23 protein-coding genes and 3 riboswitches are annotated in these 23,619 nt (G+C 41.4%); of the genes, 18 read left to right on the top strand and 5 right to left on the bottom strand.

The features are described 5' to 3' along the window. Window positions 1-20: 20 nt before the first annotated feature. From ACFX4X_RS00430 to ACFX4X_RS00420, 3 genes are all read left to right on the top strand, one after another. On the top strand, window positions 21-1,121 hold the full coding sequence (locus ACFX4X_RS00430) for a GerAB/ArcD/ProY family transporter (RefSeq protein WP_377380736.1): 1,101 nt from the start codon (window positions 21-23) through the stop codon (window positions 1,119-1,121). Further along, window positions 1,118-2,200: a Ger(x)C family spore germination protein gene (locus ACFX4X_RS00425; RefSeq protein WP_377380733.1), complete on the top strand. Its 1,083-nt coding sequence runs from the start codon at window positions 1,118-1,120 to the stop codon at window positions 2,198-2,200. Before ACFX4X_RS00430 ends, ACFX4X_RS00425 begins: the two co-directional genes overlap by 4 nt. Window positions 2,201-2,283: 83 nt before the next feature. After that, window positions 2,284-3,963, top strand: a complete 1,680-nt coding sequence (locus ACFX4X_RS00420) for a glycoside hydrolase family 13 protein (RefSeq protein ID WP_377380731.1) — start codon at window positions 2,284-2,286, stop codon at window positions 3,961-3,963. 48 nt (window positions 3,964-4,011) lie between these two features. On the opposite strand, the gene ACFX4X_RS00415 is transcribed toward ACFX4X_RS00420, so the two are convergent. Together ACFX4X_RS00415 and ACFX4X_RS00410 are read right to left on the bottom strand one after the other, a co-directional pair. Next, window positions 4,012-5,463: an amino acid permease gene (locus tag ACFX4X_RS00415; protein ID WP_318682452.1), complete on the bottom strand. Its 1,452-nt coding sequence runs from the start codon at window positions 5,461-5,463 to the stop codon at window positions 4,012-4,014. Window positions 5,464-5,559: 96 nt separating this feature from the next. Further along, window positions 5,560-5,745, bottom strand: a riboswitch (Lysine riboswitch). Between the two features lie 254 nt (window positions 5,746-5,999). After that, the gene (locus ACFX4X_RS00410) at window positions 6,000-6,962 is read right to left on the bottom strand and encodes a LacI family DNA-binding transcriptional regulator (protein WP_284469309.1); all 963 of its coding nucleotides are present in this window, start codon (window positions 6,960-6,962) and stop codon (window positions 6,000-6,002) included. 453 nt (window positions 6,963-7,415) lie between these two features. Here ACFX4X_RS00410 and ACFX4X_RS00405 point away from each other — a divergent pair, with 453 nt between their 5' ends. Beyond that, window positions 7,416-7,502 (top strand): metal ABC transporter permease, encoded by an 87-nt coding sequence (locus tag ACFX4X_RS00405; RefSeq protein ID WP_377381052.1) that lies wholly within the window; start codon window positions 7,416-7,418, stop codon window positions 7,500-7,502. Window positions 7,503-7,812: 310 nt separating this feature from the next. Continuing rightward, on the top strand, window positions 7,813-8,985 hold the full coding sequence (rodA, locus tag ACFX4X_RS00400; RefSeq protein ID WP_317777878.1) for a rod shape-determining protein RodA: 1,173 nt from the start codon (window positions 7,813-7,815) through the stop codon (window positions 8,983-8,985). Between the two features lie 80 nt (window positions 8,986-9,065). Here rodA and ACFX4X_RS00395 read toward each other — a convergent pair whose 3' ends face one another. Both ACFX4X_RS00395 and ACFX4X_RS00390 read right to left on the bottom strand, forming a co-directional pair. Then, window positions 9,066-9,401, bottom strand: coding sequence for a spore coat protein (locus ACFX4X_RS00395; protein WP_317777879.1), 336 nt, complete (start codon window positions 9,399-9,401; stop codon window positions 9,066-9,068). Window positions 9,402-9,414: 13 nt separating this feature from the next. Next, window positions 9,415-9,693 carry a hypothetical protein gene (locus ACFX4X_RS00390; protein WP_317777880.1) on the bottom strand — a complete coding sequence of 93 codons (279 nt, stop codon included), beginning with the start codon at window positions 9,691-9,693 and terminating at the stop codon, window positions 9,415-9,417. Window positions 9,694-9,842: 149 nt separating this feature from the next. On the opposite strand from ACFX4X_RS00390, the gene ACFX4X_RS00385 reads away from it, so the two are divergent. Further along, the gene (locus ACFX4X_RS00385; protein ID WP_377380726.1) at window positions 9,843-10,760 is read left to right on the top strand and encodes a proline dehydrogenase family protein; all 918 of its coding nucleotides are present in this window, start codon (window positions 9,843-9,845) and stop codon (window positions 10,758-10,760) included. Between the two features lie 48 nt (window positions 10,761-10,808). Here the strand turns inward: ACFX4X_RS00385 and ACFX4X_RS00380 are convergent, their stop codons facing one another. Further along, a complete protein-coding gene (locus tag ACFX4X_RS00380) occupies window positions 10,809-10,940 on the bottom strand; it encodes a YuzL family protein (RefSeq protein ID WP_377380723.1) in 132 nt (43 codons plus the stop codon). A gap of 210 nt (window positions 10,941-11,150) precedes the next feature. Here ACFX4X_RS00380 and ACFX4X_RS00375 point away from each other — a divergent pair, with 210 nt between their 5' ends. The 12 genes from ACFX4X_RS00375 to ACFX4X_RS25510 all read left to right on the top strand — a co-directional run bounded on the left by ACFX4X_RS00375 (window position 11,151) and on the right by ACFX4X_RS25510 (window position 23,301). Then, the gene (locus ACFX4X_RS00375; RefSeq protein WP_284469312.1) at window positions 11,151-13,535 is read left to right on the top strand and encodes a 3-hydroxyacyl-CoA dehydrogenase/enoyl-CoA hydratase family protein; all 2,385 of its coding nucleotides are present in this window, start codon (window positions 11,151-11,153) and stop codon (window positions 13,533-13,535) included. A 70-nt stretch (window positions 13,536-13,605) separates the two neighbouring features. After that, window positions 13,606-14,784 (top strand): acetyl-CoA C-acetyltransferase, encoded by a 1,179-nt coding sequence (locus ACFX4X_RS00370; protein WP_377380720.1) that lies wholly within the window; start codon window positions 13,606-13,608, stop codon window positions 14,782-14,784. A 71-nt stretch (window positions 14,785-14,855) separates the two neighbouring features. Next, window positions 14,856-16,643, top strand: a complete 1,788-nt coding sequence (locus ACFX4X_RS00365; protein ID WP_377380717.1) for an acyl-CoA dehydrogenase family protein — start codon at window positions 14,856-14,858, stop codon at window positions 16,641-16,643. Between the two features lie 141 nt (window positions 16,644-16,784). Continuing rightward, on the top strand, window positions 16,785-17,141 hold the full coding sequence (locus ACFX4X_RS00360; RefSeq protein WP_289336870.1) for an arsenate reductase family protein: 357 nt from the start codon (window positions 16,785-16,787) through the stop codon (window positions 17,139-17,141). A 97-nt stretch (window positions 17,142-17,238) separates the two neighbouring features. Then, window positions 17,239-17,622 (top strand): glycine cleavage system protein GcvH, encoded by a 384-nt coding sequence (gene gcvH / locus ACFX4X_RS00355; RefSeq protein ID WP_125162586.1) that lies wholly within the window; start codon window positions 17,239-17,241, stop codon window positions 17,620-17,622. A gap of 92 nt (window positions 17,623-17,714) precedes the next feature. Beyond that, the gene (locus tag ACFX4X_RS00350; RefSeq protein WP_125162585.1) at window positions 17,715-18,080 is read left to right on the top strand and encodes a toprim domain-containing protein; all 366 of its coding nucleotides are present in this window, start codon (window positions 17,715-17,717) and stop codon (window positions 18,078-18,080) included. A 3-nt stretch (window positions 18,081-18,083) separates the two neighbouring features. Next, window positions 18,084-18,392 (top strand): thioredoxin family protein, encoded by a 309-nt coding sequence (locus ACFX4X_RS00345; protein ID WP_061466285.1) that lies wholly within the window; start codon window positions 18,084-18,086, stop codon window positions 18,390-18,392. A 148-nt stretch (window positions 18,393-18,540) separates the two neighbouring features. Next, a riboswitch (SAM riboswitch) is annotated at window positions 18,541-18,646 on the top strand. A 99-nt stretch (window positions 18,647-18,745) separates the two neighbouring features. Continuing rightward, a complete protein-coding gene (locus tag ACFX4X_RS00340; RefSeq protein WP_377380712.1) occupies window positions 18,746-20,056 on the top strand; it encodes an O-acetylhomoserine aminocarboxypropyltransferase/cysteine synthase family protein in 1,311 nt (436 codons plus the stop codon). 118 nt (window positions 20,057-20,174) lie between these two features. Continuing rightward, window positions 20,175-20,286: riboswitch (SAM riboswitch) on the top strand. 164 nt (window positions 20,287-20,450) lie between these two features. Next, window positions 20,451-21,485 (top strand): methionine ABC transporter ATP-binding protein, encoded by a 1,035-nt coding sequence (locus ACFX4X_RS00335; protein WP_377380709.1) that lies wholly within the window; start codon window positions 20,451-20,453, stop codon window positions 21,483-21,485. Continuing rightward, on the top strand, window positions 21,478-22,146 hold the full coding sequence (locus ACFX4X_RS00330; protein ID WP_377380707.1) for a methionine ABC transporter permease: 669 nt from the start codon (window positions 21,478-21,480) through the stop codon (window positions 22,144-22,146). Before ACFX4X_RS00335 ends, ACFX4X_RS00330 begins: the two co-directional genes overlap by 8 nt. Window positions 22,147-22,160: 14 nt before the next feature. Then, on the top strand, window positions 22,161-22,997 hold the full coding sequence (locus ACFX4X_RS00325) for a MetQ/NlpA family ABC transporter substrate-binding protein (RefSeq protein ID WP_377380704.1): 837 nt from the start codon (window positions 22,161-22,163) through the stop codon (window positions 22,995-22,997). Between the two features lie 151 nt (window positions 22,998-23,148). Then, window positions 23,149-23,301: a YuzK family famiily protein gene (locus ACFX4X_RS25510; RefSeq protein WP_477626575.1), complete on the top strand. Its 153-nt coding sequence runs from the start codon at window positions 23,149-23,151 to the stop codon at window positions 23,299-23,301. Window positions 23,302-23,619 lie beyond the last annotated feature (318 nt).

Raw genomic sequence — 23,619 nt, 5'->3', positions numbered from 1 at the left:
GTAGAAAGCGGTGAAAATGTATGGAAGTCAAACCAAAGGAAACTAAACTAATATCTCCATTTTTTGTTTTTTTCCTCTTGCCAGGCATGCAGATCGGAGTAGGGGTATTGGGGTTTGAACGGATCATAGCGAAAGAGGCTGGTCAAGATGCTTGGATATCGGTCCTCATTTCAGGGTTAATCGTAAATGTTCTGCTTTGGATGTGTTTCAAGCTTTTAGGCAGGGGCCCCCAAACACTGGATTTGGTTGCCATCCATAAAGATTTGTTTGGTCAATGGGTAGGAAATGCTTTCAACATTTTTTTCATCCTCTACTTTATAATGATCTCCATCATTCTTATAAGGACTTATTTGGAAGTCATTCAGGTTTGGATGTTCCCTGGTGTTAATGTCCTGATGCTATTAACCATCATTCTAATTCTCGTGTATAGTTTTGTGGTGGGAGGGTTTAGGGCCGTTACTGGTTTTTGTATAATCGGACTAATAATTGGATCGCCGTTATTACTTTTGAACTATTTCCCATTAAAGCACGCCCACTTTGAGAATTTGAGCCCTTTACTTGATCATTCCTTTTTGGAAATCATGAAGGCCTGTAAGAGAATGACCCTGAATTACCTTGGTTTTGAATTACTCCTGATCTATTACCCATTCATTAAAAAGCGTGAACACTCTCAAAAGTGGGCCCACTTAGGTGTGTTGTTTACTATGTCGATATATTTAGTCTTCATTATTGTCTCGTTAGCTTACTATCATCAAGATCAGCTGAAAGATGTAATTTGGGCTACATTGACTTTATGGAAAATTGTGGACCTTCCATTCGTTGAAAGGTTTGAATATATAGGGATTTCCGTTTGGCTGTTCATGGTGCTGCCGAATGTTTGCCTAGGGGTTTGGGCAGCGAGCAGAACAGTAAAAAGAGTGTTTGGATTTAGACAGAAAAAGGTGTTAGTTTACATCCTGCTTATCATTTTAGTTTCTTGCTGTTTTTTGGATAACCGCTATAGAATCGATAGGTTTAACACAATCAGTTCGCAAATAGGTTTTTATATCGTTTATTTGTACCTTCCTCTCTTATTCATATGGCAGTCGATTGTCTATAAAGTTAGGAGTCTTAATCCATGAAAATCAAACTTCTCTTGATTACATTAGGTTGTTTCATGATGACAGCGTGCGGGGTGGAGAAGCAAATATTAGAAGATATTTTAATAGCTGAAGTCGTAGGTTATGATGATGCCGGAGACAAAAAAGTGAAAGGAACGGTCGTTGTCAGCGTTCCTCAGCCTGGGGAAGAAGCAAAACTAAGTAGAGAAGTATATGAAGCGACCTCCCATAATATAAAGACTGGCCGCCAGCAAGAAAATGCAAAAACACCATTCCCGATTGTCGGCGGGAGACTGACAGTCATTCTGTATGGTGAAGAATTGGCAGGTAAGGGCTTGAATGATTATATTGATACATATAGGCGTGACCCAATGGTGGGAAGGGATTTATATTTAGCGATCGTTCATGGCAAAGCGGAGGATGTAGTTAAAATGGAGCCGAAGTTGATTAAAACTCCAGGAGTCCAAGTGAAAGAGCTGATCGAACAGAATATCAGGACTAATTTGCCTGATGTAGATTTGCACAGGTATTTATATGCGTGTCATGGTAAAGGAATCGATCCGGTCATGCCCCTATTGGAAACTGCAGGAGACCATATACGGGTAAAGGGTATCGCCCTGTTTAAAAGGGACAAGTATATCGGTAAATATATCCCTTATCAGGACGGATTTTTATTCAAAGTCCTTAGTGAAAATTTTAAGCTGGGGAGTTATGAAATCAAATGGAAGGAAAATGACTTTTCAGATATCAATAACGTGGAATCACGTGTCCATTATGATATCAGGAATGCAAATCAAGACCCCGAAGTCAGGATTGAAGTGAAATTAAAAGCGAGTCTGCTTGAGGTCCAAGGTTATGACTTGGGTAAATCAGTCGACCTGAATCAAATAGAGGCCAAAGCAGAACATGCCATTGGTGAAAAATTACATGAGATGGTAACCATGTTTCAGGAAAACAACATAGATCCGATTGCACTCGGTGATATCGCTAAAAGTAAAACAAGAAATTTCAATCAAAAACATTGGGAGGAGGCCTATCCTCATATTCCAATCGAGGTGGATTTGGATATTGAAATGATTCAAACGGGAATAGTAGAATAAAAGAAGAATATTCTGAAGTTTCTCCCTTTATAATAGGGGTATTGGTGAAATTATATCAATGCGGCTAAAGAGGGGGGAAAGGCATGGACAAAGCATGGTGGAAAGAGGCAGTTGTATACCAAGTGTATCCAAGGAGTTTCATGGATAGTGATGGAGATGGGGTAGGGGATTTAAACGGGATCTTTATGAAACTCGATTATTTACAGGAGCTGGGTGTGAACGTGATATGGCTATCCCCTGTTTATCAATCTCCCAATGATGACAATGGGTACGATATCAGTGATTATCAATCAATCATGACTGAATTCGGGACCATGGCTGATTTTGACAGGCTACTAAAGGCGTTGCATGAACGTGGAATGAAGATCATGATGGACCTGGTGGTCAACCATTCTTCAGATGAACATTCGTGGTTCAAGGAATCCCGATCCTCTATAGACAATCCAAAGCGTGATTATTATATTTGGAAACCTGGAAGGCATGGGAAAGAACCAAATAATTGGGAGTCCGTTTTTAAAGGTTCGGCATGGGAATATGATGAAGGAACAGATGAATATTATTTACACTTATTCAGCAAGAAACAACCGGATTTAAACTGGGAGAACCCTAAGCTCCGTGAAGAAATCTACAGCATTATGACTTGGTGGCTGGATAAGGGTGTCGATGGTTTTCGGATGGATGTCATCAACTTCCTATCAAAAGATCAGAGCTATTCAGATGGGTCCATTCAGCATGGGAAGCAGTTTGGTGATGGAAGCCCCTTTTTCTTGAATGGCCCGCGGATACATGAGTTTTTACAGGAAATCAATCAACGGGCACTTTCAGGATATGACGTGATTACCGTTGGGGAGATGCCAGGAGTCACCCCGGAGGAAGCGCAATTGTTCACAGGGAAAGGTCGTGGTGAATTACATATGGTCTTTCAATTCGAACATATGGATTTGGGGGGCGGACCAGAAGGGAAATGGAGTAACGAAAAGTGGAACCTAAGCGATTTAAAACGAATTCTTTCCAAGTGGCAGACTGGTTTGGAGGAGGATGGCTGGAACAGTTTATACTGGAACAATCATGATCAGTCCCGGATTGTCTCAAGGTTTGGAAATGATGGAGAGTATCGTATTGAAAGCGCAAAGATGCTTGCCGCCTGTCTTCATATGCTTCAAGGTACACCTTATATATATCAAGGGGAAGAGCTGGGAATGACCAATGTTGCATTTGAAAGCATTGATGAATATCGGGATATTGAAACGTTGAATTCATATGACGAACTCGTCAATTCGCATGGCTGGTCAAAAGAGCGGATGATGTCAGCCATTCACGCCCGAAGCAGGGATAATGCGAGGACACCGGTTCAGTGGAATGACTCCCGGAACGCAGGATTCACGAAAGGGACTCCCTGGATTAAGGTCAATCCCAATTTCCCCGAGATTAATGCAGAAAAAGCCTACAATGATCCAAATTCTATTTTTCATTTTTATAAAAGGCTTATCCAATTACGCAAAAAACATGAAATTGTCGTTTATGGCCGTTTTGAACTGCTCTGTCCAGATGATGAACGAATATTTGCCTATACGAGAACGTTTGAAGATGAAAAGCTGTTAGTGCTATGCAACTTTAAGGAGGAGCATGCCGCATATTCTTTGCCTGAAGAGCTAAATTCATATTCTGCTACAAGGCTGATCGGTAATTATGAACAGGGGGAAAAAGGAATCTCGAGAATGCCTCTGCGTCCATATGAATGTCGTGTGTATCATTTGAAATGAAAAAGGACCTGGTTTTCTCCGTTAGAGAAGACCAGGTCCTTTTTAGTATTATTTTGATTTAAGGTCACATTCCTCAAGAGGAATGACTTTCGTTTTATGTTTAATTTTATAGCCGAACCATAGGACGAAAAATAGAATTAAGCCAATGTAGGAAACGAACATTGAATTCCAGTCGATCCCATTACTGCTGAAAGCTTGATAGCCTTGTCCGATGATAATGATAATACATAGGACAAGGGCGAATATTGGCCCGAATGGGAAGCCTTTGGCCCGGTATGGTAAAGCATTCATATCAAGGCCTTGAGCTGCGTAGGCTTTGCGGAATCGATAATGGGCGATCGCAATCCCGACCCAGGTGACGAATCCTGCCATGCCTGAAGCATTTAATAACCAAATATAAACGACACCATCTCCGAAAAATGATGCTAAGAATGCAACGCAGCCAACTAAAGAAGTCACGATAAGTGCATTCACGGGTACTCCTCTTTTATCTAACTTGCCAAGGAATTTAGGTGCTTTCCCATCACGTGCCAAGTCCCAGAGCATACGGGTTGAAGCGTACATGCCTGAGTTACCGGCGGAAAGTACGGATGATAAAATGATCGCGTTCATGATGGATGCAGCAAATGCAAGGCCAGCCCGTTCAAATACGAGCGTGAAGGGACTTACGGCAACATCTTCACTCAATAAACGTGAATCCGTAAACGGAATGATCATTCCAATTACAAAAATGGCAAGGATATAGAATAAGATGATGCGCCAGAAAACGGATCTGATCGCCTTAGGGATATTCTTTTCTGGATCTTCACTTTCACCAGCCGTCACTCCAAGCAATTCTGTTCCTTGGAATGAAAAGCCGGCAGCCATGAATACACCTAGAATCGTGAAGAACCCTCCATTAAAGGGACCTTCGCCCATTGTGAAATTGGAAAAACCAATAGGGTCTTTTCCACCCATGATTCCGAGAATGATCAGAACACCAGTGATCAAGAAAATGACGACTGTCACGACTTTGATCATGGCAAACCAGAATTCTGCTTCCCCAAAACCTTTAACGGACATGTAATTGATAAGAAACATAGTGATTAACGCAATAGCACTCCAGATGAAGGAGGGAGTATCAGGAAACCAGAACTTCATAATTAAGACAACGGCTGCTAATTCAGCGGCAATGGTGATTGCCCAGTTATACCAGTAGTTCCATCCAATCGCAAAACCGAAAGACGGATCGACGAATTTGGATGCATAGACACGGAACGAACCGGCCACTGGCATGAATGCTGCCATTTCTGCAAGACTTGTCATTAAGTAATAAACCATGATGCCGATGACCGCGTATGCCACCAAGGCACCGCCGGGTCCGGCTGAATGGATGGCACCGCCACTTGCTAAAAATAAACCTGTTCCAATCGTTCCACCTAATGAAATCATCATTAAGTGCCGCGCCTTCAGGCTCCTTTTTAATTCAGTGGGGCTTGATGTTGATTGTGAATTTGGCAATTGATGTTACACTCCTTTTTATTGGAAGGGAACGAAATATAAAAAAACAGCAGTCGAAAAAGATCGACGGCTGTTTATAATAAACCCGTTTATCCTTCCGAAGATAGCTCCCCACGCTTTTTTGAAAAAACGTGACAGTGATGTTCCTGTTCGGTGACACCGCCAGCGAGAATATACATGGAATATACCCTAACTTCGGCAACTTATCCTTTCAAACGGAGTCTTGAATTTTCCAGAATCTCGTCCGTTCTACTTTTATAAGCTGCAGCCTCTAACTCATCGGTAAATGAGGAAGTATTCAATTTTCTTAAATCGTAACGCCAGCTTGTAATTGGCCGTACGATGGTACTCATGAAAAATTATGCAATCGCTAATAGAATGCTAGTAACTGAGTAAACTTTACTATATCAAAATTATAAAATAACTTGTTGGATATCGCAATGATTATTTTATGTGGTTATTCTTTCCTAGTTCTCGAAAGATTGGAAGAGGAAACGATATATAAAAGTAAAGCCATTCTGATAACAATACCGTTATTAAACGGTCCTTCTTTTTATAAGGGCGTAGTCCAATTTTACATGTTGGACCGATTCGGGATTCTCAAATAGATCCACTGCCATTTTTCCAATCCATTCCAGAGGCAAGGAAATGGTCGTGATGTCCAGCATCTCACTCAGGCTATCATTATTGAAGCCCAGAATGGCCACATCTTCAGGTACCCTCATACCCGATTTCTTAGCGGTGAGCATGAATCCAGCAGCCGTGTCATCATTAGTGATGATGATGGCTTCAGGTTTGTTTATCATCGAATGCCAATCCTCAAACAACTTTACACCGTCTTTGATGTGATAACTGCCTTCAAACAACCATTCTTTATTGTTTATAAGTTGATGTTTACTCATGATATCGTTAAAGGCCTTTGTTCGAAGAGAACTGTTCCTGCTCTTTTTACGGCCGAGGCTGTATCCAATTTTCTTATATCCTTTAGAAATCACGTATTCAAGGGCACAGGAGAATGCTGCATAATGATCAATGCTGATGGATGAGAATTCAGCCTGGGCTGTATCCTCACATAAGATAATAGGTCCGTATTTTTGATAATCCAAGAGGATTTTCATTTCCGAAATTCTTGAACAAACGATAATGCCATCGAGTTGCTTCATTTGCAGCATATTCAAAGCCTGGATTTCTTTCTCTCTTTCATAATGGGTTTGAAAGATCACTATATGACACCCAATTGCATTTGCCTGTTTAGTAATTCCGTTAACGATTGCCCCGTAATATGGGTGATTGGTGAAGGGGATGATGATGCCGATAAGATTTGTTTTGCCTTTTGAAAGATGAATGGCGTTGATGTTTCTCGAATAATTCAAGCGATCAATGGCTTGTAAAACGCTCTCTCTCTTATCAGAGCTTACATAAGGATGATTATTCAATACACGGGATACTGTTGAGACAGATACACCAGCACATTGAGCAATTTCTTTAATGTTTGTCATGGGATCACCATTTTTTCTTTTTTTTATATTGTACCGTATGAAACCCATTTCAGAGCAAGAGAACAGATCATGGCTGCTGAAGATTTCTTCAAATAAGGTCTTGTTCTGGTATGGGTTTCATCCTTTAAGATTGGTTTAAGTCTTAGCGGAGGAGGAGATCAGGATGTTCCAAACTTTAATCAGCCTGTTTGTACTTTGCGGAATCGAATTGGGATTGGCGTACTTGGCAGTTTCTTTAAAGTCGGAAAAATGATTGGCAATGCACATGGAATGCCAGATGCCCGTTGAGAAATCCGCGTTTACTCTTGAAATACACACGTTTACTCGTGAATTTCACGTCGTCCCATCATAAACATTAGAAAAAGCTCCCCTAGTTTATATTCACCATAAAAACTCTACAATATAAATTAACTTCATCATTACGTTTTATGTACTGAAGGAAAAGCACTCTCCATTTTAGTAGTTGGATTGCTCATCATACCTGCCGCAACGGCTTATCAGCTGACAGATCGGTTAAGTAGAATGATATTGTCAGTATAATGGTCGGGGTGTTAAATTAAGTCATCGGTTATTATTCACCCTGCCATTTTGGATGCCTCGATATCCGGTTGCATGGTTGGATTGGCCTTTCTCTTTTCCCCAAGCCATGGATTGGTCAGAAGTGTGTTGAAATTGGAGAAAATCAAAGGAGGCACATGTTAAATTCCCCCTTTCTGCAGGTTCCATGCAGATAACTTCATGAAGCTTGTAAACTATTCTTCGATATAGTTGTGATTTTATTTGTTTAAAGTATAATGAATAAGTGTATTTAAAGTTGTATCGCAGGAGCCTTTTTAAGGGAGAGTTAAGTATGGAAGAACAAAATAAATTTTCATCTCGAATAGATTTTTCTTTGGTCACAATATTGCTGTTATTATTCGTAGGAAGTTGCTTAGCAATCTATAGTGCCCAAACGACTGGACAGTACGCGGAAAACTTCTTAATCAAACAAATCTTTTGGTATATAGTGGGGATTGGAATCGTATTAGGGTTTATCACCCTTGATTCGGATCAACTGAAAAAAATTTCCTGGTATGCCTATGGATTCGGATTATTTTTGCTTTTATTGCTGATCCTAATGCCAGAAAGCGTAGTACCTAAAATAAATGGTGCAAGAAGTTGGTATAAAATTCCAGGAGTCGGTTCGATTCAGCCATCGGAATTCATGAAGGTTTTCCTGATCCTGGCTTTAGCAAATCTTATATCAAACCATCATCTCAAAAACACGCTGAAAACGATTCAAACGGATATCTGGCTGCTTATTAAAATCGGTCTCGTTACAGGTGCCCCGCTAATGTTAATCATGCAACAGCCGGATTTAGGCACCGGGCTTGTCATCTTGTCAATCATGCTCGGAATGGTTTTCATATCAGGTATATCATGGAAGATTCTGCTGCCTATCATTTCGGGAGGAATCGCCGTCGCTTCCACGGTCCTATACTTCGTCCTTTGGAAGCCGGAGATCCTGGAAAAATACTTAGGGGTAAAAACCTATCAATTCGGCCGTATCTATTCTTGGCTTGATCCATATAATTATGCGAGCTCCGAGGGGTACCACTTAACCAGATCCTTACTGGCCATCGGCTCCGGCCAGACCACAGGTAAGGGGATAGGTGAGAGGGTAGTGTATCTCCCAGAGAGTCATTCGGATTTCATTTTCAGCATCATCGGTGAAGAATTCGGTTTCATCGGATCAAGCATCTTGATTTCCTTGTTTTTCCTATTGATTTACCACATAACAAAAACGGGAATGGACACGAAAAATAACTTCTATACATATATCTGTGTTGGCGTTATAAGCATGTTGACGTTTCACGTTTTTCAAAATATCGGCATGACGGTAGGCCTTTTACCGATTACGGGGATTCCACTTCCATTTATCAGTTATGGAGGAAGCTCGCTAATGGGGAACATGATGGCCATGGGCTTAATATTCAGCATTCGGTATCACTATAAGAAGTATATGTTTTCTACGGATATCTAAATATAAAGCCGGCCTCCCGTGGCCGGCTTTACTTGTGCAAAAAAAACAAAGGGAAGCAGAATCTCCCCCTGAATGTTTGCTTATTGAATGTTCGATCCAGGTGGGAACTGATTTTTATATCCGGAAAATTGTTGATACGATTGGCTTAGGCTCGGAGCCTGCGCCTTTTCTAAACTATACCAGCCTTTTTCGAACATAAGGTTATAGAGCTCACGCTGCATCTCCTGATTTTCTTTCGAAACGGAGAAAATGTCTTGGAATAATGCTTGGTTACTCATTTCATGCAAGGCAACGGAAAAGGAGTTACAAAAGTACTTTTCAGTTGTGAGCATATCATTTATAAAATCCCTGTCATTCATTTGAGGAGTCTTTGCTACAGGGGATTCTGGATTTTTGACTTTGTTTTCATTGGGCATCAAGAACCCTCCTTTACTGGTATTGTTGTTGAACCTGGTTTTGATCCGGATTCAAATGTTTCAAAATGGTATCGTAATGGCGTTGATGCATGAGTCCGCACCGATTTAACGCATCAATGATTTGTGGGTCCTTGCATTGAGTGGCAAAAAAATGTGCTTTTTTAATCGCATTCAGATTCCATGCAAGCATATCGGTTAAGTATAAGCTGTCTTTTACCGAAACCATTTCCGGTGGCTGTGTCATATAGCCGGTGGACTGCTGTTGGCTGTTAAACGAATTTTGCTGTTCCATCATTCTACCTCCTTCAGTGTTCTTTAAACGTACTTAATTTCCCCTTCAAGAAATTTTTTTATTCTTGATTCTAAATTTCTGAAAATTGAATTAAATGGTAAAATAATCTTGTGCATCTATTTTCCAAAATGATTTGGAGGGGAATGCAGATGGAAAGAATATTGAGAAGTCTATTTCTTTTTTTATCAAAGAACAAAAGCCTGACAATGGCAGCGAAGAAATACGGATTACGGTTTGGGGCCTCGCGTTTCGTGGCAGGAGAAACATTGGATTTGGCCTCTGTTGTGATTGCAGACCTAAATAGGAAAGGGCTTGCTGTTACCATTGATTATTTAGGCGAATTCATAGAAGAGGAACAAGAAGCAAGGAAGATGGCAGATGAGTGTATAGAAGCGATTCGCATGATTGGCAGAAATGAACTGGATTCACAGTTATCTCTGAAGCTAACCTCGATGGGCTTGGATGTATCCGAACGAGTCGCAATGAACAACATGCGGAGGATTTTAGCGGAAGCCAAAGCCCATAAGGTTTTCGTGACGCTTGACATGGAAGATTTTCCGCGCTGTCAGCCAACTTTGGATGTATTCAAAAGCTTAAAGGCTGAATATAATGAATTGGGGACTGTCATCCAAGCATATCTGTATCGGACCGAAAAGGATATTGAGGAGCTGAATGAATACCATCCGAATCTAAGACTTGTTAAAGGAGCATATAAAGAATCAAGGGAAGTGGCTTTTTCCGAGAAAAAAGACGTCGATGAAAATTTCAAGAAAATTATCAAGAAGCATTTGCTGAATGGCAATTATACAGCCGTTGCCACACATGATGATAAAATCATTGATTATACGAGGGACTTGGTCAAAGGGGAGGGAATTCCCCAGGATCAATTTGAATTTCAAATGTTGTATGGCATACGTAATGAGAAGCAGCTTGAACTTGCTAAAGAAGGATATAAGGTTAGGGTGTATGTTCCTTATGGTACGGATTGGTATGGGTATTTCATGCGCCGCCTTGCGGAGAGACCGGCCAATATTGCTTTCGTTTTAAAAGGCCTTTTCAAGAAATAGAAAGCGAGAGCCACCCCGGATAAGGGACGGCTACTCTAACAGAAGGCTTTATTTTTTGAATTGATTGTTCTGGCTGTTCACTTTATTGATTCCATGTTGACTTTCACCGCCAGGTCCGGCATTGCCTTTTACGCTTGCTGCACTTACAGCTGCTTTAGAAGGATTATTTTTACTCTTCATTTTATAATTCACCTCCTGCCCGGTTATTTTTTACTGAACAGAGGAGAAATAACCAAAGTAATTTGGAGGGAAAAATATTTTTTTTCCTGTTTAATCATTGCGGAATTTCCAAATTTATTCTATATTAATAATAAGAAAAAATATTCAAAATTTTTTGGATTAAAAATGAATGAGTATTCATTCAATATATTGTGTAAGGGGGATATAAACTTGGTTCGACAAATACGAAAGGCTGCTGTTCTAGGGTCAGGAGTTATGGGATCAGGGATTGCTGCACACCTTGCTAACATTGGCATTCCGACTTTATTATTGGATATTGTACCTCGTGAGCTCACAGAGGATGAAAAGAAAAAGGGTCTGACATTAGATAATGAACAAGTGCGTAACCGCATCAGCCAAACTGCGATTACTAAACTTTTAAAACAGAAACCAGCTCCGCTTTCTGCTAAGGGAAATATTGCATTGATCGAGGCAGGAAACCTGGAAGATGATATAAGTCGCTTAAAGGATGTCGATTGGGTCATTGAAGTGGTCGTTGAAAAACTTGAGGTTAAGCAAAGTGTATTTGCCCAGGTAGATCAGCATCGTAAACCAGGAAGCATCATTTCATCGAATACATCCGGAATCTCAATCGAAGCGATGGCAGAAGGCCGTTCGGAGGATTTTCAAAAGCACTTCCTGGGAACCCACTTCTTCAATCCACCGCGTTATCTTAAATTGTTGGAAATCATCCCTACTAAAGCTACTTCACCAGAAGTGCTCGAATACATGAAACGATTCGGAGAAGATGTACTGGGAAAAGGTGTCGTCGAAGCCAAGGATACGCCAAATTTCATCGCAAACCGCATTGGCACTTATGGTTTATTGGTCACTCTCCGGGAAATGCAAAAAGGCGGATACAGTGTCGGAGAAGTCGACTCGGTTACAGGACCGTTGATCGGAAGGGCAACTAGCGCGACTTTCCGGACACTTGATGTAGTTGGATTGGATACCTTTGCACATGTTGCCAAAAACGTATATGACCAGGTGGATGGGGAAGAAAAAGAAGTTTTCAAAATACCTGATTTCATGAATGAAATGCTTAAGAATGGGTGGCTTGGAAGCAAATCAGGCCAAGGGTTTTTCCTGAAAAGGGGCAAGGAAATCCTTGAACTGAATCCCGAAACCCTTGAATATGCTGAACGAAAAAAATTAAAAACGCCTTCCATCGAAATGGCTAAACAGGCCAAGGGCTTGGAAAATAAACTGAAAGCGCTTGTTTATAGCGAAGACCGTGCTGGCCAATTGCTTTGGAACGTGCTGAATCCGGTGATTGTATATTCTGCCCAACTGCTTGGTGACATCGCGGATGACATAGTGGCAATCGACCAAGCGATGAAATGGGGCTTCGGATGGTCCACTGGTCCTTTTGAAACCTGGGATGCGATAGGTGTAGAGAAATCGGTAGCCCGCATGGAAGCGGATGGCCACACAGTTCCGCAATGGGTGAAGGATATGCTCGCCAAGGGCATCACTTCTTTCTATAAAGAAGAAAATGGCATTGTCCACTATTATGATAATGGTGAATATAAAGAGCTTATCGAAAATCCTAAAGTGATCAATCTTAAAGCAATCAAGAAGCAAAAAGGCGTAATCAAGAAAAACAGCGGTGCAAGCTTGATAGATATCGGCGATGGAGTGGCTCTTCTTGAATTCACTTCACCGAATAATGCAATCGGTCTGGATATCATGCAAATGATCAATGCGGCGGTCGACGAAGCGGAAGCGAATTTTAAAGGCCTGGTCATCGGTAACCAAGGCAAGAATTTCTGTGTTGGCGCTAATATTGCAATGATGTTGATGGAAGCGCAAGATGACAATATCCTCGAACTTGATATGGTCATCAGCCAATTCCAAAAGGCGATGCTTAAAATTAAGTACAGTGCGGTCCCGGTAGTGGTAGCCCCGTTTAATATGACACTTGGCGGTGGTGCTGAAGTATCCCTTCCGGCTGCGCGCATCCAGGCAACGACTGAAACGTATATGGGACTAGTGGAAGCTGGTGTAGGTTTGATCCCTGGCGGCGGCGGTACTAAAGAACTTTATGTGAAGACATTGAGGAATATGCCGAAGGGTGTCGACTTTGATTTACAGAAAGTGGCCAACAAAGTATTTGAAACGGTCGCCATGGCAAAAGTTTCAACCTCTGCTGAGGAAGCACGCGGGGATAATTTCCTTAATTCAACTGATGGAATAAGCGTGAATGCGGATCATCAACTATATGATGCGAAGCAGGCAGTCATCTCCATGTATGAACAAGGTTATACTGCTCCAACCTGCACAAAGATTCCTGTAGTAGGTGAAACGGGTTATGCCACACTGCTATTGGGGGCGGAATCCATGCGCCTTTCAGGATTCTTATCCGATCATGACCTTGTCATAGCCAAAGAGCTTGCATACGTCTTGGCAGGGGGGAAACTCCCATTTGGCACGAAAGTGGATGAACAGTATATCTTGAACCTAGAAAAACAAGCGTTCCTAAAACTGATTTCAACTCCAAAATCACAAGCAAGGATGCAGCACATGCTTGTTAAAGGGAAACCACTCCGTAACTGATAATAGATGAAGATATGGCCAAACGAAGGTTAATAGATTGATAGCTTAAAAATGAGTAAGGGGGATCCTCATGAAAGAAGCGGTAATAGTAGCTGGAGCAAGGACTCCGGTAGGAAGAGCGAAAAAAGGTTCTCTTGCTAATGTACGCCCGGATGATTTAGGGGCTCTTGTTGTAAAGGAAACGTTAAAGCGTGCAGGGAATTATGAAGGCACCATCGATGATCTGATTATCGGTTGTGCGATGCCTGAAGCTGAGCAAGGATTGAACATGGCACGTAACATTGGAGCATTGGCAGGATTGCCTTATACAGTGCCAGCTATAACCATTAACCGTTACTGTTCAAGCGGATTACAAAGTATCGCTTATGGAGCGGAGAGAATCATGCTTGGCCAAAGTGATACAGTCATTGCAGGCGGAGCGGAATCCATGAGCCTTCTGCCGATGATGGGCCATGTAACACGCCCGAACGCGCAACTTGCGGAAAAAGCCCCGGAATATTATATGGGTATGGGCCATACTGCTGAAGCCGTTGCAAAAAAGTACGAAATTTCCCGAGCCGATCAAGATGCATTTGCTGTACAAAGTCATCAAAGGGCGGCTAAGGCCATTGCAGAAGGAAAGTTTTCGGATGAAATCGTGCCGGTTGACGTAACCATCCGCTCAGTGGGGCCTGATCTTAAATTAAAGGAAAAATCATTCACATTTGCGCAGGATGAGGGCGTTCGTCCAGGAACGACTGTTGAAGTGCTGAAAAAACTGAGACCTGCATTCTCTGTTACAGGATCCGTAACAGCAGGGAATTCATCACAAACGAGTGATGGAGCAGCCGCGGTCATGGTCATGGATGGGGAAAAGGCATCTTCATTAGGGATGAAACCGATTGGTAAGTTCCGCTCCTTTGCAGTAGCAGGGGTACCACCTGAAATTATGGGCATCGGACCGATTGCAGCCATTCCTAAAGCTTTAAAACTAGCAGGCCTTGAGTTATCCGATATTGGTTTATTTGAATTGAATGAAGCCTTCGCTTCCCAATCCATTCAAATCATTCGTGAGCTGGGATTGAATGAAGAGATTGTCAATGTGAATGGTGGAGCCATTGCCTTGGGTCATCCCCTAGGATGTTCAGGAGCAAAATTGACATTAAGCCTGCTTCATGAAATGAAGCGCAGAAACCAACAATTCGGAGTCGTGACAATGTGTATCGGCGGCGGAATGGGAGCTGCCGGAGTATTTGAATTATTAGCGTGACCCACCTTTTCCAGAAGCTGTAAACATGCTTCCGGCGAGTTTACTATCATTAACATTTAGGAGGAAATAACATGTCGAATCAAACTAAAGATAACCTCATTAAAGGCGGAGCCTTTTTAGTAGAGGATATTACGTATGATCAAGTGTTTACACCTGAAGATTATTCCGATGAGCATAAAATGATTGCCAAAACTTCTGAGGATTTCGTAGTGAATGAAATTCTGCCGCAGGTTGAACATTTAGAGAACCATGAATTTGACCGTTCTGTTAAATTACTGAAGCATGCAGGTGAAATCGGTTTACTTGGTGCTGACGTTCCTGAGGAATACAGCGGATTGGGTCTTGATAAAATCAGTTCGGCATTAATTACAGAAAAAATGGCACTTGCAGGCGGCTTCGGAATTACGCATGGTGCACACGTAGGTATCGGATCTTTGCCAATCGTATTATTCGGGAATGAAGAACAAAAGAAAAAATATCTCCCTTTACTGGCAACGGGAGAGAAAATTGCTGCGTATGCATTGACGGAACCCAGCTCAGGTTCAGATGCCTTAGGAGCAAAAACGACAGCGAAATTGAATGCAGAAGGAACCCACTATATTTTAAATGGTGAAAAACAATGGATTACGAATGCAGGTTTTGCAGATGTCTTCTGTGTTTACGCTAAAATCGACGGCGAACAATTCTCTGCTTTCATTGTTGAGCGAGATTATAAAGGCGTATCAACTGGTGCTGAAGAGAAGAAAATGGGGATCAAAAGCTCATCTACACGTACATTAATCCTTGAAGACGTTCTTGTACCAGTTGAAAATCTTTTGGGTGTAGCCGGAAAAGGGCATGTCATTGCATTCAATATCCTGAATATTGGCAGGTATAAGTTAGGCGTGGGTGCTGTCGGCGGATCTAAACGTGCCCTTGAGATTACAGCTGCTTATACGAATCAACGCCAACAGTTCAAAGCGAAAATTTCCGATTTTAACTTGACGAAAGAAAAACTTGCAACAATGGCGGCAAAAATTTATGCTGCTGAAAGCTCTGTTTACCGTACCGTTGGACTTTATGATCAAAGACAGAGCAAGTTGACGGATGAGCAAGTGAAAGATGGAAAATCAATGGCAGCTGCAATCGCTGAATATGCAATTGAGTGTTCAGTGAATAAATTCTTCGCCTCCGAAGTATTGGATTACGTTACGGATGAAGGCGTACAGCTTCATGGTGGTTATGGTTTCATGCAGGAGTATGAAATTGAAAAAGCATATCGTGATTCCCGTATTAACCGGATCTTTGAAGGTACAAATGAAATCAATCGATTGCTTGTTCCGGGAACTTTCCTGAAAAAAGCACTTAAAGGGGAATTGCCACTTCTTCAAAAGGCACAAAGCCTGCAAGAGGAATTAATGATGATGATGCCGGAAGAGCCTGGCGATGAGCCATTGGCACAAGAAAAAATGCTTGTTAGAAACGCTAAGAAAATCGGTATTTTGGCTAGTGGCCTTGCTGCACAGAAATACGGGAAAAACCTTGATCAAGAACAAGAAATCCTCTCCAACATTGCTGATATAGCTTCCCTTGCCTATGCAGCTGAGTCCGTTGTGTTACGTACGGAAAAAGCAATTGCGTCTACGGGGCTGGAGAAGAACAAACAAAAAGTGCTTTATACGGAAATTTTCGTTCAGGAAGCTTTCAATGAAATAGAACAACATGCAAAGGAAACGTTAATTGCGGTGGAAACAGGCGACACTCTTCGCATCATGCTTGCTTCCCTTCGCAAGCTGACAAGACACACTCCAATCAATGTCATTGCGAAAAAACGTGAAGCTTCGGTTAAGGTAATCGAAACGGAAAAATATGCGCTATAAGCAATAAATCAGAATCTGTAAAGGGGATGCCCGTAAAGGCATTCCCTTTATTTCCTTTGATGAAATCTCATTGGGAATTCAAAGGATATTTCATTGTATTGCGTGGTGAAAACGGGTATTCTAATGATAGGTGGTGAAACGATGGGCTTAACATTATATTGGTACCCAAAATGCGGCACATGCCGTAATGCGAAAAAGTGGCTGGATAATCATGAACTGCAATATGAAGCAATCCATATAGCGGAAAACCCGCCTTCGCGAACTGAAATCGAACAACTATATAAAATCAGCAATTTAGAGTTGAAGAAGTTTTTCAATACTAGCGGTCAAAAATATCGGGAGCTGGGCTTAAAGGATAAGCTGAAAGAAGCTTCTGATGCAGAGATGCTTGATATATTGTCTACAGATGGCATGCTTCTGAAAAGGCCGATTGTTACGGATGGTACCAAAGTGACGGTAGGTTTCAAAGAAGAGCAATTCAATCAGGTTTGGAACTGAAATTTAACAAAATATTTGGTTAATTCCTTACTTAAACATAAGATCTGCCTTATAATGGAATAGATAAAATAAGATGTACATATGGAGGGTTAAAATAATGACAACAACACCAAAAGAACTTCGTTACACTAAAGAACATGAATGGGTCAAAACGGAAGATGGAACAGTGCGCATTGGAATTACTGCGTTCGCCCAGTCCGAGCTTGGGGACATCGTATTCGTTGAGCTTCCAGAAATCGGTGATGAACTGAAAGCGAACGAGCCATTTGGAAGTGTGGAATCCGTTAAGACCGTTTCTGAGCTTTATGCTCCTATCAGTGGCAAGGTTGTTGAAGTAAACGAAGACTTAAGTGACAACCCTGAATATGTAAATGAATCTCCTTTTGAAAAAGCATGGATGATCGTGCTTGAACCATCAAATAGCAGTGATATTGAAAATCTGATGAGCGCTGAAGAATATGAAAGTTTGATTAACGGTTAAAACGAAGGAGAGGGGGGCCTGAAAAGGCCTGCTCTCTTTTTCATTTTGTACAATTGCAGTTGCGCACATAATTCGTGAGATGGAGTGATGACATGGAATGGGGCGAGTTCGATAAAGTGATCATTGTAGAAGGCAGTTCCGATAGAAAAAAAGTTGCCTCCGTTTTAAATGAAGATGTGGAAATAAGATGTACGAATGGGACCATATCATTAACTAAGCTCGATGAATTAGTGGATGAATTGATGGAACGTGATGTTTATCTCTTGTTTGACGCAGATGAATCAGGAGAAAAGCTGCGGAAGCAATTCCGAAGGGAAATGCCGGAAGCGAACCACCTGTATATTAATAAAATGTACAAAGAAGTGGAAAGCTCACCCGAACATCATATCGCAACTGTGCTTTTATCTGCCAATATGAATGTGAAAATGAAATTTTTAAGTCAAAGGATGAACGATTAATTGATGCAGGAATGGAAAGAAGAAGAGTGTAAGATTGCCGTTGAAAAAGGGGAAACCTTTTGTTTATATTTATATACGCCTTTGTGCGGTACCTGTCAGGTAGCTTCCAAGATGCTGACGATATCCATGGAACTTTTCCCGGAATTGAAGGCAGGCAAAATGAATATGAACTATGTCCAAGCAATCGCCGAATCGTATGAAATTGAAAGTGTCCCTTGTTTATTGCTTTTCAAAAAAGGACAGCTGCACAAAAAAATATATGCCTTTCAATCCGTTCCTTATTTGTATGGATTGCTTAAGGAAATCAGCTAAGAAACCAATCAGAACCGGATTGGTTTTTTTATTGTGAACATGTTGCTCCCAAATTGAAACTAAAAAAAGAATATTCTAACAATTCATTGACTGATTAATTCTAAAATGCTATATTTTGAATTAAGAAAGTAACGGCTGAATTTAATAGTTCTTATCAAGAGTGGCGGAGGGACTGGCCCGACGAAGCCCGGCAACCGGTATAAATTTATATACGGTGCTAATTCCAGCAGAGTGTTGGCTCTGGAAGATGAGGTGTGTTTTAAAACCTCTTCTTGTGGAAGTGGTTTTTTTGTTTATGAAAGGCCAGGTTTTCATGAAATTCCAACTAAATCCATAGAAAAAGGTGAAATCATATGTCAGAGAAAAAGTTGCGTTTTGAAACATTGAGTGTTCATGGCGGTCTGCAAGCTGATGAAACAGGTGCCCGGGCAGTCCCTATCTACCAAAGCAATGCATACTTGTTCAAAGACACAGACCATGCAGCGAATTTATTTGGTTTAAAGGAGAATGGTTATATATATACACGACTCCATAATCCCACGGTCAGTGTTTTTGAGGAAAGAATGGCCTTATTGGAAGGCGGTATCGGCGGATTGGCAACTGCAAGCGGAATGGCAGCCATCTCACTGTCAATCCTGAATATTGCCGGTGCAGGGGATGAAATTGTTTCAGCCTCTACATTATATGGCGGCACGTATAATCTTTTTGAAAATACTCTTCCTAAATATGGGATTAAGGTGAAGTTCGTTTCACCTGATGACCCAGAAAATTTCAAAAGGGCAATTACGCCAAGAACAAAAGCCATATTTGCTGAAACGATCGGAAATCCAAGTTTGAGGGTCCTTGATATAGAAGCAGTAGCAGACATCGCCCACGAAGCCGGGATACCTTTAATTATCGATAATACCTTCGCTACACCGTATCTATGCAGACCAATTGATTTTGGGGCGGATATTGTCATCCATTCCGCTACAAAATGGATTTTGGGAAATGGAACGACGTTAGGCGGTGTCATAGTGGATGGAGGGAAGTTCGACTGGAACTCACCAAACTACCCTGGCTTTACGGAGCCTGACCCAAGCTACGACGGTCTTGTATACGCCGATGCAGTTGGACCTGCTGCTTTTATAACGAAAGCCCGAGTGCAGTTGCTTCGTGATTTAGGTCCTGCGCTAAGTGCCCAAAGTGCATTCCAGTTTACGCTTGGACTTGAAACGCTGCATGTAAGAATGAAAGAGCATCTTTCGAACACCAAGTCTGTCATTCAATATTTGGAAAATCACCCTGCCGTGACTTGGGTTTCACATCCCGGTAATGAGGATCATCCCGATAAAGCCCTTGCGGATAAATACTTGCCTAAGGGAGCAGGCTCTGTTGTGACTTTTGGAATACAGGGTGACCGCGATGCCGGGGCAAAACTTATCAATTCGGTGGAATTATGGTCCCATGTAGCTAATGTAGGGGATGCTAAGAGTTTAATCATCCACCCTGCCAGTACGACCCACCAACAATTGAATGATGCAGGTCTGGCGAAAGCGGGAGTGCGTGCTGATCAGGTCCGTTTATCCATCGGGATTGAAAATGCAGAGGATTTAATAGAAGATTTAGAGCAGGCAATTGAAAAAGCGACGAATATCGTCTCCCTGACGTCTAAAACGGTTTAAGAAAAAAGTCCAGTTCATTCTTTTACTAGAAATAATATACATTGCACTCCTTTTTTATCTATGATAAAATTTCCCCATACTAAAGAACTTAATGCTGTACAAATATTCTATATATTAGCTCTTATCAAGAGAGGTGGAGGGATGTGCCCGATGAAACCCGGCAACCGACAAGGAGATTCCTTGGAAAGGTGCCAATTCACACAAAGTTTAATTACTTTGGAAGATGAGAGGAAGGCCAGCTTCTTCACCTGCCTTTCTGCTCATGCAGAAAGGTTTTTTCTATTTCATTTGGGAAAACCTTCATGAAAGGAAAAAATGGTATTAAAAACTGACTAATAATGTAGAGAAATCAACTAAGTTCATAGGTTTTATTGGATAAAAGAGGTGAGCATTAATGATTACATTGACGAAAGTAAGTAAGCTTTTCCGAACAGGAAAAGGAAACGGTGAGACTATTAAGGCAGTAAATAATGTGAGTGTTGAAATAAATAACGGCGAAATTTTCGGTATTATTGGTTACAGCGGAGCGGGGAAAAGTACTTTGATCAGAATGCTCAATGGATTGGAAACACCTACAGAGGGATCCGTTGTGGTGGCTGGGAAGGAAGTTTCAAAAATTAAAGGGGCTCAGCTCCGTAAGGCACGTCAGGAAATCAGCATGATTTTTCAACATTTCAATCTATTATGGTCCAGGACGGTTCAGGAAAATATATCCTTCCCGTTGGAAATTGCAGGAGTTTCAAAACTTGAACGCACCAAGCGTGTGAACGAATTGATCAAGCTAGTCGGATTGGAAGGCAGAGAAAAGGCATATCCTTCGCAATTAAGCGGAGGGCAAAAGCAAAGGGTGGGAATAGCCAGGGCCCTAGCAAATGATCCTAAGGTCCTGCTTTGTGATGAAGCGACTTCTGCCTTAGATCCACAGACTACCGATTCCATACTCGAATTGCTTGTGGACATCAATCAGCGCCTGGGGTTGACGATTGTCCTGATAACACATGAAATGCATGTAATACGTAAAATCTGTCATCGCGTGGCCGTGATGGAGAACGGGCAAGTTGTTGAAGAGGGACCTGTCCTGGATGTATTCAAGAATCCTAAAGAACAAATGACGAAGCGTTTCGTGCAACAGGTAACGGAACCAGAAGAAACGAAAGAAACGATGGACCATTTGCTTGAACGCTTTCCTGCAGGTAAAGTGATTCAATTGACTTTTGTAGGTGATCATGCAGAAAGCCCGTTGATCACCAAGCTCGTACGTAACTTCGAGTTGGATGTCAATATCGTTCAAGGTAAAATATCCCAAACAAGAAGCGGTTCATATGGAACGTTGTTTATCCACCTTGATGGCAATGAGGATGAAATGCTCCGCGCAATAGAATTCATAAAAGCACAGCAGGTAGGCGTGGAGGTGATTACTCATGCTTGAAGAATTATTGCCGAATGTAGATTGGGAATCCATTTTAGACGCAACGAAAGAAACGCTTTATATGACAAGCATCTCTGTAATAGCTACCTTTTTTATAGGCATACTATTAGGGCTGATCCTGTTCTTGACAGGCAAAGGTAATATATGGGAAAATCGGGCGGTCAACGCAGTCATTGGTGCTGTCGTCAATATATTCCGTTCCATTCCATTTCTTATTTTGATCGTGCTGCTCATTCCTTTCACTAAAGCGCTTGTCGGTTCTATGATTGGTGAGAATGCAGCATTACCAGCACTTATTATCGGGGCGGCGCCATTTTATGCGCGTATGGTTGAAATTGGCCTCCGTGAGATCGATAAAGGTGTAATTGAAGCGGCTAAATCCATGGGGGCAAAAACGAGTACGATCATTTGGAAGGTCCTTCTTCCAGAGTCGATGCCGGCCCTTATTTCCGGGATTACGGTAACATCGATTGCATTGGTCGGCTATACCGCAATGGCCGGGGTCATCGGCGCAGGCGGGCTTGGTAATCTAGCCTATCTAGACGGCTATCAAAGAAGCCACAATGACGTTACGCTAGTAGCGACTATCGTTATTCTGATTATCGTCTTCATTATTCAAATTATTGGAGATGTGATCACATCTAAATTAGACAAAAGATAAGGGAGATGAATAGGATGAAAAAGTTTTTAGGGTTTGCATTAGTCCTTGTTTTATCGATTGCTCTGGCAGCTTGTGGAGCCGATAAGGACAAAAGTGGCAGCGATACAGAAAAGGAAGCGAAGAAATTAGTTGTAGGGGCATCCAATGTTCCACATGCCGAGATTCTTGAAAAAGCTAAACCTCTTCTTAAAGAAAGAGGAATAGATTTGAAAATTGAAAAATTCCAGGATTATGTTTTACCGAATAAGGCTTTAAATGATAAGGAATTGGATGCTAACTATTTTCAGCACCTACCTTTCCTTGAGGCGGCCAATAAAGAGAATGGATATAATTTAGTCAATGCGGGCGGAATTCACATCGAGCCTATCGGTCTATATTCAAAAAAATATAAAAGCATCGCTAAACTTCCGGAAGGGGCAACAATCATTATGAGCAGCTCGGTTGCTGACCACGGACGTGCGTTATCTCTGTTGGAAAAGAATGGCCTGATCAAATTGAAAGAGGGCATAGATAAAACGACAGCAACAACAAAAGACATCGTTGAAAATAAGAAAAACCTTAAATTTGATGCTAATTATGAAGCAGCTTTACTTCCAAAGATTTATGAGAATGGTGAAGGGGATGCAGTTCTGATCAACTCTAACTATGCAATCGACGCAGGCTTGAATCCATTGAAGGATTCGATTGCCATTGAAGGTTCTGACTCGCCATATGTGAACGTGATTGCGGTTAACAAAGGTGATGAAAATAAAGAAGAAATCAAAACGCTAGTAGAAGTATTGCATTCTAAAGAGATTCAAGATTTCATCCTTAAAGAATATGATGGTGCAGTTGTACCGGTTGATAAATGATTCAAGAATGGCGGCCTGATATAATTCAGGTCGTTTTTCATGTTTAATCCCGAATCTGAAGGGTAAATAGTTAATGAAGGAAATAAAATGATACACAAATTTGAAAGGATGGTTCACTATCAATACTCTTGATTTAAATGTAACAAGCGAAATGGAAAAGGCGATGCAGTCTTCACATGGGATTGGCTACAGTGAGTACAGTAGGAACTTAGACCTCCGTATCGAGGTTGAGAAGGAACGAGATAGGGAGCATGTAAAGTGCAACAAAATGGTCCTGGATCTTCAACGCAAAATTCACGTCTAAGCATATAAAAGAGTTCTTTAAAAGATCGGTCTGTAGAGGTAAAATGGAAAGTGGTCCGGAAAATAAGGGTTTCCTTATTGGATAAACTTACATAATGCCTGACAGTCCGATTTTTTTCTTTCCAAACCGGAACGTTCATACCTTCCAATCGAATCTGTCGAACATATATTAATAAGAACGAAGGTTTGCCGAATAATAAGATAATTTTAACAAAAGCTAAAATACGGCTGAATATGCTGTAAATATGCCCTATCTGTTAGTATCCTAAGAATAGGACAGGTTTTTACTATGTAATAAGTAGAAACCCCTATCTATATT

The organism is Peribacillus sp. YIM B13481, from assembly GCF_042787985.1.
GTDB classification, from domain to species: domain Bacteria; phylum Bacillota; class Bacilli; order Bacillales; family DSM-1321; genus Peribacillus; species Peribacillus simplex_A.
This window is presented reverse-complemented; position numbering and strand designations above follow the sequence as displayed.

Bases quoted from the DNA above. Each gene is read 5' to 3' on its own strand.
- ACFX4X_RS00430 (WP_377380736.1), top strand. From the start codon at position 21: ATGGAAGTCAAACCAAAGGAAACTAAACTAATATCTCCATTTTTTGTT.
- ACFX4X_RS00425 (WP_377380733.1), top strand. From the start codon at position 1,118: ATGAAAATCAAACTTCTCTTGATTACATTAGGTTGTTTCATGATGACA.
- ACFX4X_RS00420 (WP_377380731.1), top strand. From the start codon at position 2,284: ATGGACAAAGCATGGTGGAAAGAGGCAGTTGTATACCAAGTGTATCCA.
- ACFX4X_RS00410 (WP_284469309.1), bottom strand. From the start codon at position 6,962: ATGACAAACATTAAAGAAATTGCTCAATGTGCTGGTGTATCTGTCTCA.
- rodA (WP_317777878.1), top strand. From the start codon at position 7,813: ATGGAAGAACAAAATAAATTTTCATCTCGAATAGATTTTTCTTTGGTC.
- ACFX4X_RS00395 (WP_317777879.1), bottom strand. From the start codon at position 9,401: ATGCCCAATGAAAACAAAGTCAAAAATCCAGAATCCCCTGTAGCAAAG.
- ACFX4X_RS00390 (WP_317777880.1), bottom strand. From the start codon at position 9,693: ATGGAACAGCAAAATTCGTTTAACAGCCAACAGCAGTCCACCGGCTAT.
- ACFX4X_RS00385 (WP_377380726.1), top strand. From the start codon at position 9,843: ATGGAAAGAATATTGAGAAGTCTATTTCTTTTTTTATCAAAGAACAAA.
- ACFX4X_RS00380 (WP_377380723.1), bottom strand. From the start codon at position 10,940: ATGAAGAGTAAAAATAATCCTTCTAAAGCAGCTGTAAGTGCAGCAAGC.
- ACFX4X_RS00370 (WP_377380720.1), top strand. From the start codon at position 13,606: ATGAAAGAAGCGGTAATAGTAGCTGGAGCAAGGACTCCGGTAGGAAGA.
- ACFX4X_RS00365 (WP_377380717.1), top strand. From the start codon at position 14,856: ATGTCGAATCAAACTAAAGATAACCTCATTAAAGGCGGAGCCTTTTTA.
- ACFX4X_RS00360 (WP_289336870.1), top strand. From the start codon at position 16,785: ATGGGCTTAACATTATATTGGTACCCAAAATGCGGCACATGCCGTAAT.
- gcvH (WP_125162586.1), top strand. From the start codon at position 17,239: ATGACAACAACACCAAAAGAACTTCGTTACACTAAAGAACATGAATGG.
- ACFX4X_RS00350 (WP_125162585.1), top strand. From the start codon at position 17,715: ATGGAATGGGGCGAGTTCGATAAAGTGATCATTGTAGAAGGCAGTTCC.
- ACFX4X_RS00345 (WP_061466285.1), top strand. From the start codon at position 18,084: ATGCAGGAATGGAAAGAAGAAGAGTGTAAGATTGCCGTTGAAAAAGGG.
- ACFX4X_RS00340 (WP_377380712.1), top strand. From the start codon at position 18,746: ATGTCAGAGAAAAAGTTGCGTTTTGAAACATTGAGTGTTCATGGCGGT.
- ACFX4X_RS00335 (WP_377380709.1), top strand. From the start codon at position 20,451: ATGATTACATTGACGAAAGTAAGTAAGCTTTTCCGAACAGGAAAAGGA.
- ACFX4X_RS00330 (WP_377380707.1), top strand. From the start codon at position 21,478: ATGCTTGAAGAATTATTGCCGAATGTAGATTGGGAATCCATTTTAGAC.
- ACFX4X_RS00325 (WP_377380704.1), top strand. From the start codon at position 22,161: ATGAAAAAGTTTTTAGGGTTTGCATTAGTCCTTGTTTTATCGATTGCT.
- ACFX4X_RS25510 (WP_477626575.1), top strand. From the start codon at position 23,149: ATGGAAAAGGCGATGCAGTCTTCACATGGGATTGGCTACAGTGAGTAC.